This window comes from Uliginosibacterium flavum, assembly GCF_040566545.1.
Taxonomy (GTDB): Bacteria; Pseudomonadota; Gammaproteobacteria; order Burkholderiales; family Rhodocyclaceae; genus Uliginosibacterium; species Uliginosibacterium flavum.
On sequence record NZ_JBEWZI010000002.1, the window covers coordinates 241626 to 254270 of the forward strand.

At 60.8% G+C, this 12645-nt stretch carries 11 protein-coding genes; 3 read left to right on the forward strand and 8 right to left on the reverse strand.

Features of this window, described 5'->3' with window-relative positions:
* Positions 1-20: 20 nt before the first annotated feature.
* Both ABXR19_RS02795 and xerC read left to right on the forward strand, forming a co-directional pair.
* A complete protein-coding gene (locus ABXR19_RS02795) occupies positions 21-674 on the forward strand; it encodes a DUF484 family protein (RefSeq protein ID WP_354599559.1) in 654 nt (217 codons plus the stop codon).
* 94 nt (positions 675-768) lie between these two features.
* A complete protein-coding gene (gene xerC, locus ABXR19_RS02800) occupies positions 769-1713 on the forward strand; it encodes a tyrosine recombinase XerC (RefSeq protein WP_354599560.1) in 945 nt (314 codons plus the stop codon).
* A gap of 236 nt (positions 1714-1949) precedes the next feature.
* Here the strand turns inward: xerC and ABXR19_RS02805 are convergent, their stop codons facing one another.
* The 5 genes from ABXR19_RS02805 to ABXR19_RS02825 form a co-directional block, all read right to left on the reverse strand.
* Positions 1950-2471 carry a 3'-5' exonuclease gene (locus ABXR19_RS02805; RefSeq protein ID WP_354599561.1) on the reverse strand — a complete coding sequence of 174 codons (522 nt, stop codon included), beginning with the start codon at positions 2469-2471 and terminating at the stop codon, positions 1950-1952.
* 253 nt (positions 2472-2724) lie between these two features.
* Positions 2725-3186, reverse strand: coding sequence for a hypothetical protein (locus ABXR19_RS02810; protein WP_354599562.1), 462 nt, complete (start codon positions 3184-3186; stop codon positions 2725-2727).
* 6 nt (positions 3187-3192) lie between these two features.
* Positions 3193-3513 (reverse strand): hypothetical protein, encoded by a 321-nt coding sequence (locus ABXR19_RS02815; RefSeq protein ID WP_354599563.1) that lies wholly within the window; start codon positions 3511-3513, stop codon positions 3193-3195.
* A gap of 190 nt (positions 3514-3703) precedes the next feature.
* The gene (locus ABXR19_RS02820; protein WP_354599564.1) at positions 3704-4465 is read right to left on the reverse strand and encodes a LytR/AlgR family response regulator transcription factor; all 762 of its coding nucleotides are present in this window, start codon (positions 4463-4465) and stop codon (positions 3704-3706) included.
* On the reverse strand, positions 4465-5520 hold the full coding sequence (locus tag ABXR19_RS02825; RefSeq protein ID WP_354599565.1) for a sensor histidine kinase: 1056 nt from the start codon (positions 5518-5520) through the stop codon (positions 4465-4467). The genes ABXR19_RS02820 and ABXR19_RS02825 overlap by 1 nt, the downstream gene beginning before the upstream one ends.
* A 56-nt stretch (positions 5521-5576) precedes the next feature.
* On the opposite strand from ABXR19_RS02825, the gene argH reads away from it, so the two are divergent.
* Positions 5577-6998 (forward strand): argininosuccinate lyase, encoded by a 1422-nt coding sequence (gene argH, locus ABXR19_RS02830; protein WP_354599566.1) that lies wholly within the window; start codon positions 5577-5579, stop codon positions 6996-6998.
* A gap of 83 nt (positions 6999-7081) precedes the next feature.
* On the opposite strand, the gene ABXR19_RS02835 is transcribed toward argH, so the two are convergent.
* The 3 genes from ABXR19_RS02835 to ABXR19_RS02845 form a co-directional block, all read right to left on the reverse strand.
* Positions 7082-8755, reverse strand: coding sequence for a DEAD/DEAH box helicase (locus ABXR19_RS02835; protein ID WP_354599567.1), 1674 nt, complete (start codon positions 8753-8755; stop codon positions 7082-7084).
* 264 nt (positions 8756-9019) lie between these two features.
* Positions 9020-11179, reverse strand: a complete 2160-nt coding sequence (locus tag ABXR19_RS02840; protein ID WP_354599568.1) for a rhamnogalacturonan lyase — start codon at positions 11177-11179, stop codon at positions 9020-9022.
* A gap of 323 nt (positions 11180-11502) precedes the next feature.
* Complete coding sequence (locus tag ABXR19_RS02845) at positions 11503-12489, reverse strand: TRAP transporter substrate-binding protein (protein WP_354599569.1); 987 nt, start codon at positions 12487-12489, stop codon at positions 11503-11505.
* Between the last annotated feature and the right edge of the window lie 156 nt (positions 12490-12645).

The following is a 12645-nucleotide window of genomic DNA, read 5'->3' on the forward strand; positions in this document are numbered from 1 at the left end:
ACCTTTTCCATTGAGCCCCCATGCACGCACAAGAAATCATCGCCTTCTTCAACGCCCATCCAGAGTTCTTTGACGAGCATCCGGAGATGCTCAACCAGCTGACCGTACCTCATCCGCTCAACGGGCAAGCAATTTCGCTGACCGAGCGTCAGTTGCTGACCCTGCGCGAAAAGCTCGCCCAGGTGCAGGGCAAGCTGGCCGAGCTGGTGAGTTTCGGCGAAGAGAACGATGTCATTGCAGAAAAGGTTCATCGCCTGACCCTGTCGCTGCTGCTGGCCGAGGATTTCGAGAGCGTGAATTTCGCGGTCTACAACCACCTGCAGGAAGACTTTGCCGTGCCGCACGTAGCGCTGCGGATCTGGAACAGCATCCTCAAGCGCCCGGTGCCGGAGTTCATCGAAGTCAGCGAAGAGCTGCGTTTCTACGCCGCCGATCTGCGCCAGCCTTACTGTGGCCCGGCCGCACAGCATGGAGAGATCCTGACCTGGTTCGGCGAAGCCGCAGATCATCTACGATCAATGGCCCTGATCCCGCTGCGCCGCGACGCCCAGATCTTCGGCATGCTGGCACTCGGCTCGGAAGACCCACAACGCTTCTTCCCCGAAATGGGCACCATGTATGTCGAGCGCATCGGCGACATGGTGGGGGCGGCGGTTTTAAAACAAATTGGGTAAGACAGTGCTGGGTTCTGAGTGCTGAGTACTGAGAAAAAGCGGCTCCTTTTGCCGGTTCGCTTGTTTTCGCTCGGCAGATGAAACAAGGATCGAGATGACGCCCAAAACCTCCACGCCTCCCCCTCAGCACTCAGCACTCAGCACTCAGAACCCGCTTCCTCCGGAAGCACTGATCTGGCTCGACTACCTCGCCCACCAACGCCGCGCCAGCCCGCACACGCTGATCAGCTATCAGCGCGATCTGGGCAAGCTGCACGCGCTCTCCGCTGGCCGTTCGCTGATCGAACTCAAACCTGCCGACATTCGCCGTTTCGCCGCCAAGCTGCACGCCGGCGGGCTGGAAGCGCGCTCGATTGCGCGCACGCTCTCGGCCTGGCGCGGCCTGTTCCGCTGGATGCTGGCGCGCAGCCTGTGCGAGGCCAATCCGGTGCTCGGCATCCGCCCGCCCAAGGCCGGCAAGCCGCTGCCCAAGGCTTTGTCAGTCGACGCCGCTGGCGCCCTGCTGAACGCCCTGCCGGACGATGTGCTGGAAGTACGCGATCTGGCTGTGTTTGAACTCTTCTACTCCTCCGGCCTGCGTCTGGCCGAGCTGGCCGGCCTCGATCTGGCCGGCACTTACAGCATCAGCGAAGGCGAAGTCACCGTCTTCGGCAAACGCAACAAGACGCGGCGCGTGCCCGTCGGCAGCAAAGCACTCGAAGCACTTGGCGAATGGCTGGCCGTGCGTGCCACCCTGGCCGCGCCCGAGGAAGCCGCGCTCTTCGTCAGCCAGCGCGGCTGCCGCCTCTCGCACGGCGCCATCCGCGCCCGTCTGGCGCGCTGGGCTCGCGAGAAAGGCGCGCCGCAGCACGTCCATCCCCACATGCTGCGTCACAGCTTCGCCTCGCACATGCTCCAGTCCAGCGGTGATCTGCGCGCCGTCCAGGAACTGCTCGGCCACGCCAGCATCCGCAGCACGCAGGTCTACACCCATCTGGATTTCCAGCACCTGGCCAAGGTTTATGACGCTGCGCATCCACGAGCAAAAAAGAAGTGCTGAGTGCTGAGTGCTGAGTACTGAGTGTGCTTGCTTGCAGAAGCGCGCCCGTATTGGGTCTTCGGGCGGTGGTGGCGGAAAGGCAATATGGAGACGACTCCGCGAGCATGTCCCGTAGGATCTCGCCCATAGTGCCTCTACAACATACCGTCACGAAGAGTTTTTCTGGGCCAAGCTCTACGAGCACGCCCACTCAGCACTCAATCCTCAGAACTCGGCACTCCGCCGAAGGCGGCCGCTCAGTACTCCGCCGCAGGCGGCCGCTCAGCACTCAGTCCTGAAATAACACACATCCAGGTCATCTGCAGCACCCGTGCATCGACGCTGGCGCGATGGCGGCGCACTTTGAGGCTTTTCTCCACGTCTTCACGGATGAGATTCCATTGGCAGGCTTCGATATCGGGCGTGATCCGTACGAGATGATCAAGGCGATAGGCCGGCGGCACGCCCGCCGCCTCGTGCAGGGTGGCCAGCCAGGAATAGTCGTGCGCCCAGGCGTCGCAATACACCGTCTGCCCGCGCAGCAGCGTATTCAGCCGAATAGCCACCGAGAGCGGCGGCAAACCGTGCGTCTGCAAGGCTTCGCGGCTGATGCCATGCACCGCCTCGGCCGCCGGATCCCAGTGCGTCCACTCCGCCACCGGCTGGATCAGCGCACAGTAAGTACGCCCATCCGGCAAGGCACAACCGACCTCAATCGGATAGCTGCCCGGCCCGAAACCGGAAGCTTCCACATCAATGATGGCGGGCGGCTGGAGCATGCAGATCCTGAGAGATTGGAAAGACTATTGGCTCATTGTGGCTGATCCGCGCGGAGTCTGCCGCCTGAAAAAACAGGCCTACCGGAGAGCCGCGCGGGATAAGGCTCTTCGGGCATGCCCCGCCAGCAGGCAAGCGGGGTGCGGGTCTCGTAGGGTGGGTTCGGAGCACAGCGACAACCCACCATGGGCAAGCGACGAAGCGTAGTGACTTACTTCGCGAACCCACCTTTTTTACCTTACGCGTTATTCCGGTTTACCGCCTCGACCAGTCTATAAGCGATTTTTCGAGCTCATCTTCCCAACAATGAGCACATATACCTTCGTAGTAGTTCTCTTTAATGAACGACAAACCACATGCAACAGCCTTGTTTTGCGCCAGGCCGAACAGTCCATATTGACGATCTGACGGACCTGCGCTCACTGAATTTATGAACTGAATATAGTAAGGGTCTCTATCTTTGCCGTCGACACCAGAGGCAGCCAGTTCAATTAATCGTGGCATGTAATAGGCCATTGCTTCAGGCGTAAGAAAAGAAATTGGCCCCCAACAATCAGTACCGATCTGCTCTATTGAAAGGTCTTGCCGCAGAATCTCAGATAGCAATTCATCATATTCCGCACACTCGCCACAGTGTTGGTGGTTTGTTGAATGCGCCGGTTTCTCATACCCGGAGAATGCTTCAAACGCACTCGTGACCAACTGTTGGAAATCCATATGCCGTTAGAGCTCGATTTCGCGCGTTGCTTTTTCAATGGCTTGCGCATTAAGGAACGGCTTAATGACGGACCATTGCGCAAGAGCCGAATAAAACAAAACACTAAGCCCGCAAAAAACTCCGCCGGCAATACCTACTGCGGAAATAAAAGGCAAGGGCCAGTGGGGCTCAAAAGATTCTAGAAGAGACGCCGCAACAAAAAGTAGTCCAAAAAATTTTAGCGCCGAATTGCGGCGACGAAACTTTAGTAGCTCGCGATCCTCATCCGCAATCAACGCGGACAGCGCGTGCAGTACCTTGAGTCTGAAATTGGATGTACGTTTCACATGGAGTCCTAACTCTAAACTCAAAACCCATCCGCCTTGATCGTGCCAAATGAATTACCCACCCAAGCCCAAAATCGAGCAGAAGCCGTAGCGAGCGGGCCGAGGTCGAAGCGAGGCGCGGAGGCGTACGCGAGTACGTTGAGCACCGGAGCTTCGAGATCGGCCCGCGTAGTAGGCTTATGCCGATTTTTCAGTCGCCGAGGACTGCGCGGACGTTCGCCCACTGCCGCCGGCTGATCGGCAGCAATTCATCCAAGCCATTCAAACGCACGCTCCAGTAGCCTTCGCCACCATCCTCGCCCACCGAGCGTTCGAAGCCAACCACGGCGGCACGCGAGGCGAGGCAGTTGCGGTGGATGCGCACGAAGCGTTCGGCGAATTCCTGTTCGAGTTGCACGAGGGATTCTTCGAGCAGGTATTCGCGTGCGGCGGTGCGGGCGGTGACGTATTTGAGTTCGGCCTTCAGATACAGCACGTCGCCGATCGGGATCAGGTGGATCTTGCCGCGTTCGCTGCAAGTCAGGTGACGGCGCGGCTCGGCGATGGTGTCGAGGCTTTCACGCGCGACCGGCGTGGCGTGACGGGCTTTCTGCAGGGCGCCGGCGAGGCGGTCGGCACGCACGGGCTTGAGCAGGTAATCGATGGCATTCAGCTCGAAAGCCTGCACAGCATGTTCGTCATAGGCGGTGACGAAGATGATCGGCGGCGGCGGCTTGAGCAGGTTGGCATGCTGGGCGAATTCGATGCCGTCCATGGCCGGCATGCGGATATCGACCAGAACCAGATCCACCGGGGTGGTTTCCAGCAGGCGCAGGGCTTCAAGGCCGTTGCCGACCATGCCGATGACGCGGTTGGGCTGTTCAGCAACGATGTCACCGAGCAGGTCGCGCAGGCGCTCACGTGCGGGGGCTTCGTCATCCACAATCAGGATTGCCAGCTGGCTCGTTTCCATCACTTCTCCTCTTTTCGCAGCGGTATGCGGACGCGCACTCTGAATTCACCGTCTTGCTCTTCGGTGTTCAGCGTCGCTTCCATATCAAAAAACAGTGCCAGTCTTTCCCGGATGTTATTCATGGCCATGCGGTTGCCGCTTGTGCGTCGCTCACCACCGGGATTGAGTGGGTTACTGATGCGCATGTCGAGCATGTTCCCGCGCCGGATGATACGCACCAGAATGCGTCCCGGCTCCGGGTTGGGTTCTATACCGTGAAATACCGCATTCTCCAGTAGTGGTTGCAGCATGAACGGCGGAACTTGGGCGTTGAGCGGCGCGTGCTTGAGTTCCCACTTCACATTCAGGCGCTCGCCGAGGCGCAGGCGCTCAAGTTCGAGATAGCGATTGCACAGCTCGATTTCGTCACATAGTTGGACTAACTCGCGGCTGTCGCGCATCAGCTCGCGGAACAATTCGGCCATCGCTTCCAGTGCCTGTTCGGCGCGCTTCGGGTCGGAGCGCATCACGCCGAGCACGCCGTTGAGACAATTGAAGAAGAAGTGCGGACGGATGCGCGCGGTCAGCGCGAGGATGCGCGCCTCGCCCAGGGCCGGCATCTGCGAGATCTGGTGCCAGCGAAAATAGGTGAGCACCGCCATCGAACTGCCCAGCGCCCACATCAAGCCGCGCAGATAGGCATCGCTATCGACGGAAGGCAGAATCCAGGTCTGGAAGATAATGGCCAGCGCCAGCGCCATGCAGCCGGTGATCAGGGACAGATCGCGCCAGCTCAGGCGATTGAGCCAGGGCCCGAGCCAGTAGAGCAGCCCGGCCAGCGCCATCAGGGGCAGCTCGGCACGCCCCAGCATTACGGTCAGGTGATAGCCGAATTCGCGCAGGTGCGGGATGCGGATCAGCACGGTAAAGATGATCAGCAGATTGCCAAAGGCCAGCACCCGCAGTACCGCGCCGAGATTGCGAAAATCCGGCACCAGCACGCGTAGGCCGGCCGGAATCGCTGAGCGTTCCTTCGCTTGCTTTATACTTGTCGTCTTCCCCGGTGTGCCCGCCATGTCCCTGTCCGTGGTACTCCGCCCGAATCCGTCTTTGATGAGCCAATCTGCAGATTATGACTGATAAATCCTCCGGTAACGCTTCCGGCGCCTGGTCCGGGCGCTTCTCCGAACCCGTCTCCGATCTGGTCAAGCGTTATACCGCTTCCGTATTCTTCGATTGCCGCATGGCCGCGCAAGATATCCGCGGCTCATTGGCACACGCCCGGATGCTCGCAAAACAAAACATCATTGGCAATCAGGACTTGTCCGATATTGAACGCGGCATGGCGCAGATCATCGGCGAAATCGAACGCGGCGAATTCGTCTGGACGCTGGACGGTGAAGACGTGCACATGAACATCGAGCAGCGCCTCACCGCGCTGATCGGTGACGCAGGCAAGCGCCTGCACACCGGCCGCTCACGCAATGATCAGGTTGCCACCGACATCCGTCTGTGGCTGCGCGACGCCATCGATTCGATCCTCGTGCTGATTGGCGACTTTCAGAAGAACGTACTGGATCTGGCCGAGCTGCATGCGGCCACGCCGCTGCCGGGCCACACCCACTTGCAGATCGCCCAGCCGGTGACCTTCGGCCACCACCTGATGGCCTATTACGAGATGACCCGGCGCGATGCCGAGCGCTTCGCCGATGTGCGCCGCCGCACCAATCGCCTGCCGCTGGGCAGCGCTGCGCTGGCCGGCACCAGCTATCCGATTGACCGCGAATTCGTAGCGCGCGAACTGGGCTTCGACGAAGTCTGCGAGAACTCGCTGGACGCGGTGTCGGATCGCGATTTCGCCATCGAATTCTGCGCCGCCGTGGCGACGACGATGATGCATCTGTCACGCCTGTCCGAAGAGCTGATCCTGTGGATGAGCCCGCGTTTCGGCTTCATCGATCTGGCCGACCGCTTCACCACCGGCAGCAGCATCATGCCGCAAAAGAAAAACCCGGACGTGCCCGAGCTGGTGCGCGGCAAGACCGGCCGCGTGAATGGCCACCTGATCGCCCTGCTGACCCTGATGAAAGGCCAGCCGCTGGCCTACAACAAGGACAATCAGGAAGATAAGGAACCCTTGTTTGATGCTGCCGACACCCTGATCGACACCCTGCGCATTTATGCCGACATGATCACCGGCATCAAGGTCAAGCCGGACAACATGCTGCAGGCGCTGAGTCTGGGCTTCGCCACAGCGACGGATCTGGCCGACTATCTGGTCAAAAAAGGTCTGGCCTTCCGCGACGCGCACGAAGCCGTGGCGCTGGCGGTGCGCGCCGCCGAAATCAAGGGCGGCGAGCTGCCACACATGTCCATCGATGAGCTGCGCGCCTGCATGGCCCATGTGGCCGGCGCTGGCGAGAAGATCGGCGAGGACATCTACGCCGTGCTGACCGTCGAAGGCTCGCTGGCCTCGCGTAGCCACATCGGCGGCACCGCGCCGAATCAGGTGCGGGCAGCGATTGAGCGGGCACGGGCACGACTGGCGAAGTAATTCGCAAGGCAGGTAAACGTCACAAGGGCCGCAATTGCGGCCCTTGTGACGTACAGCCCGGCGCGAACCGGGATGAACTTATCTTAATCGCCGAGACGACGCAGGGCGCTGATGCCGCGTGAGAACGCACCGCGCAAACCGCTCGGTGCGTCACCGCTGCGTGCCGGTTGGGCACGATTGCCGTCGGCTTCGCGACGCGGCTGGGCGTGCACATTGCCATTCACTTCACGTGCCGGGCGGGCGACATTGCCGTTGGCTTCGCCGCGCGGCGCATTGCTGCGTTGCGGACGGCCATTGGCGCCTTGCGACGAGCCACTGCGAGCCTGCCCGGAAGCCGCACCGGACGGACCTGAGCGACGTGGCTGCCCGGAGGCGCCCGTGCCACGGCCTTGTCCAGCACCACCACCTGCAGAACTACGACGGGCCTCGCCCTGCGGGGCGCGACCTTCGCCGGAGCCCGCTGCACGCGGCTGGCCAGAGGAGCGGCCTGAAGAGCCATTACCGGAGCGGCTGCGCGGCGCACTGGCCTCGCCACCTTCACGCCGCTGGCCCTGACCTTGACCCTGACGACCACGGCCCTGCGGCTGACGCGGCGCGCGGGCTTCGCTTTCGTTGGCCGCACCTTCAGGAATCACGAACTCGGGCAGTGCCACGCGTTCGATCTTGCGCTTGATGAGCTTTTCGATATCCGTGAGGAACTGGGTTTCATCCGGCGACACCAGCGACAGCGCCTCGCCCGTCGAGCCGGCACGGCCGGTACGACCGATGCGGTGCACGTAATCTTCCGGCACGTTCGGCAGTTCGAAATTCACCACATGCGGCAATTCGGAAATGTCGATGCCGCGCGCCGCGATATCAGTCGCCACCAGCACCTGCAGATCGCCGCTCTTGAATTCGGCGAGTGCGCGGGTACGGGCGTTCTGGCTCTTGTTGCCGTGAATCGCCAGCGACGGAATGCCGCCCTTGGTCAATTGCTCGGCGAGGCGGTTGGCGCCGTGCTTGGTGCGGGCAAACACCAGCACCTGGAACCAGGCCTTTTCGCTGATCAGGTGGGCCAGCAGGTGACGCTTGGACGACTGCGGCACCAGCATGACGCGCTGGGTGATGGCTTCGACCGTGGCGTTGCGACGCGCGACTTCGATCATCGCCGGCTTGTTCAGCAGGCCATCGGCCAGGGTCTTGATCTCTTCGGAGAAGGTCGCCGAGAACAACAGGTTCTGACGCTGACGCGGCAGCAAGGCCAGCACGCGCTTGATGTCACGGATGAAACCCATGTCGAGCATGCGGTCGGCTTCGTCCAGCACCAGAATTTCGACGGCGGACAGATCCACCGTCTTCTGCTGCACGTGATCAAGCAAACGGCCCGGCGTGGCAACGAGGATGTCGACGCCGCGCTTGAGCTGGGTGATCTGCGGATTGATGGACACGCCGCCGAACATCATCATCGACTTGAAGGGCATGTGCACGCCGTAGTGGCGCACAGATTCCTCCACCTGCGCCGCGAGTTCGCGCGTCGGGGTGAGAATCAGGACACGGATCGCGCCGGGCTTGCGCGCCGGAGTGTCGTGCAAGCGCTGCAGAATCGGCAGAACAAAACCGGCGGTCTTGCCGGTGCCGGTCTGGGCGCCGGCGAGCAGGTCGCCACCGTTCAGAACCGCCGGAATGGCTTGGGTCTGAATGGGCGTAGGAACGGAATAACCGCGCTCGGCAACGGCGCGGACGAGGGGCTCGATGAGCCCGAGGGATGCAAAGGACATTTTTCTCTCAATCTGAGAGCTGCGTCGACCAGCCGCTGCCTTAAGGGCACGGCTCCAGTCGAGGAGGACGAAGCAGGTTCGTGTGAATTACTGAGAGCAGCAGAGGCTGCGACAGACAGTGGCGGGGAGACTGGAACACATGCCACAGGCTGCGCAGTGTGCATGAGAAGCCGGCAAGCGCCTAGTGAATTCTGGTGTCTTGTGCACAAAAAATAAAAGAGGCCGCAATCTGCGGCCTCTTTCGAAACAAGGACTTCCGTGCGTTCACGGAGTACGCACGGCCGGCAGCGCGACAGCCCCCATGCCATTGCCAAGGAAGAAACTCGGGTGCGGGGGCTGGTTGTAGGCCATGTTCTGGCCCGCGACCTGCACGCGATACTGGGTGTCGTGCATCAACGTGGGGAAGCGGTAGCTGGTCGGAATGCCGGTCGAATAGATCAGCAGAGCGCTGTTATCCGTGTTGCGCCAGATGACCTCTTCGCGCCAGTCGCCGAACAGATCGGCGGAAATTACCGGGTTGGCCTTGGTGCCGTTATTGGAACCCGCATTGGCGCCCGTGACCAGACGCGTGACGCTGGATGAAGACGGCGTCCACTTATCGATTTTCACACCATCGAGCAGTTCGCGCGACAGATCGCCGTCCCACCAGATACCGAAGTTGATGCTCGGACGCGAGCTGCTGATCGACACGCCGGTGGCGCTATACACGCCGCCCACGCTGGACCAGCACTCATAGCCAGGGAAGGCCGGATCGATATCCGCGCACATGCCGCGACCGGTATCCACGCCTGTCTTCACGCCCCACAGGATCTTGCCGGTGGCGGCATCGTGCATCTCCATGCCGTAGGCGGCACCGGTTTCCTCATGCACCATGAACACTTCCTGACCACTGTGGTTCGGATCAAGGTCGCTCATATGGATGGCATCGCCATGGCCCAGGCCTGTGCGATAGAGCAGCTTGCCGTCGCTGCCGATGGTGGCTGCGCCGTAGACGATATCGTCCTTGCCATCCTTATTCACGTCGCCCACGGTGAAATAGTGCGCGCCTTGACCATAGGCACCAACATCCTTGGTCGGGCTGTCATGCGTCCAGCGCTGGGTCAGCGCTCCGTTGCGCCAGTCCCAAGCGACCAATACTGCACGGGTATAGTAGCCGCGCGCGAACACGGCCGAGGGCTTGCTGCCATCCAGATAGGCGACGCCGGCAAGAAAGCGGTCGACGCGATTCCCGTAAGAGTCACCCCAGCTGCTGACCGTGCCACGCGCCGGCAGATAGTTGGTGGTGGCCATCGCGGCGCCGGTAGCGCCGTTGAACACTGTCAGGAATTCCGGGCCGGAGAGGATGTAGCCCGCGCTCGTGCGGTAGTCAGCACTGCTGCTGCCGATCACCACGCCCTTGCCGTCCTTCGTGCCATCGGCCGTCTTCAGCATGACTTCGGCCTTGCCATCGCTATCCAGGTCATACACAACCATCTGGGTGTAGTGCGCGCCGGCGCGGATATTCTTGCCCAGATCGATACGCCACAGGCGGGTGCCGTTGAGTTTGTAGGCATCGATAAAGGTATTGCCGGTGTAACCGGACAGGGAGTTGTCCTTGGCATTGGTCGGCGCCCACTTGAGCACGATTTCATACTGACCGTCGCCGTCCAGATCTGCTGGCGTACCGTCGTTGGCTTCGTAGGTATAGGCCACGCCATCCGGTGTCGTGCCGCCAGCGGGCTTGCTGATCGGAATGCTCAGATAGGGGTTGGCAAAGACCATGGCACTGCTGCCGCTGCCGGTCTGCTCAGCGCCGTTCAGGACGGCCTTGATCGTATAGGCCGAACCGGTGCTGCCAGTCGTGTCGTTGTAGTTGGTGCTGGTGGTGATCGGGCTGCTGTTGAGTTTGACCGTACCCCGATAGACGTTGAAGCCGGTGCTCGCGGACTCGGTGCCCAGCAAACGCCAGCTCACCAGCATGCCACTGGCAGCGGGAACGGCAACCACGCCGCGATCCAGCTTTTCGACATATTTGCCGGTCGTGCCGCCGCTGCTGGAGCTGCTGCTCGACGACGAACTGGAGCTGCTGCTTGAGGAAGATGAACTCGAACTGCTGCTGGAGCTGCTCGACGAGCTGCTTGAGCTTGAGCTGGAGGATGAAGAAGACGAGGACGAGGACGAAGATGTCGTCGCAGCGTAAGAGCAGTAGCGCGTACCCGTAACCGAGCTGGCGGGGAACAGCGAAGCCTGGCAGGTGAAGTTGCCGGTCAGCGTCGCATACACGAAAACGCCTGATTTACCCAAAGCCACCTGGCGCGTGCCGGTCATGCTGCAAGCAGCACCTTCCTTGGCGCACTTGGTGTAACCAGTGGGGTAATCGGTGGCTGCCTGGGCGTTTGCCGCCAGCAACATGACGGCCAAGCCGCCCAGAATCTTGCTACGCATTGTGTCTCCTCACTGTTTTTTTTGAGTGAGGACTGCTGCCCCACCTCTCTGAGTTTTTGTAAGAAAAACTCTTATAAAATCACCCAGAAAGCGGAAGGTAGGCAATGCCGATCCCGCTGTCAAGCAGCGACATCAAGCCGTCTTCGCGGCAAGTTGTCAGTCAAATTTCAAGCATTTAGACGTCGCCACGGATGCTGCCGCGCACTTGCCGAAACGGGCTTGTATCAGAGCACCCTCCGCAAGCCGCGCGGGGATTGGCTTTACAGACAGGCAGGCCGGAGAGGAGCGTCGCGCGCGCCTCTCCGGCCTGTTGTTGCAAGTTGTTATTGATCCAGCACTTTCTTCCAGGTCGTGACGGTCCACTTGCTGGCAAACAACTGATTGATGGCAGGTTCTGCCGCTGTACGGATTGCGGCGGCGTCCGGCGTGACGATCTTCATGCCGGAGGCCTGCAGTTCAGCCAGCAAACTCGCTTCGCGATCCTGAATGGTACGCGTGCCCCATTGCGCGGCTTTCTTGAGCGCCAGACGCACCTTGCTCTGATCGCCCTTGGAAAGTTCCTGGCGATAGAAGCAGGCATTGGCCATCTGCATACCGAAACCAACCAGGTGATTGGTCATGATCAGCTGACTTTGCACTTCGTAGAGTTTCAGCGATTTGATCTGGGTGAGATCGCCTTCCGAAGCTTCGGCGGCCCCGGTCTTGAGCGCCTCATAGATGCCAGGCAACGGCACCTGCACGGGCACCACGCCCAAGGATTGCCAGACCGAAATCCAGTCCGGCACTGGCGGCAGACGCAACTTCATGCCCTGAAAGTCGGCCGGCGTGTTGATCGGTTTATTGGCCGTGAACTGACGAAAACCGCGATAGACCGGATCGAATGCCACCATCTTGCCCTCGGACTCGAGCAGTTTGACCAGACTGTCGCCGATCTTGCTTTCCCAGACTTCCTGCAGATGCGGAAAATCGCGGATCACATACGGGCCATTAAAGAAAAAATAGGCTGGCGCGTAGTCCTGGATCGGCTGACCGCCGGTCAACAACACTTCACCGACGCGATCCGCCGCCGCACATTTCTGGAAAGCCGGATCGATCGTCTGTTCGTTGAGCACGCTGGTCTGGATCGTTACCGTGATATGCGGCGCACGGGCTTCCAGCTCCTGTTTGAACTTGACGGCTGTATCAGCCAGGATATGACCCGTAGCGAATGGGGTCACGACGCGCAGATTGATCGGTGCCGGGGCAGCCTGGGCTGCACCTGCAATCAGGCTGGCGATAGCCAGGGCGATGCCAGTAAGAGCGAACTTCATGGACGAATTCCTCCGGGTCATATGGCGTGGGCAGCGTGCGCTGCCGCAGCGATGCTACCCAATTGCCACAAAGACCCATAGCGCCCTAAAGGACGTAGGCCGTTCATAAAAACGTCACGGCCACGCATCTGCATGCGTGGCCGTGATTGGGTTGTG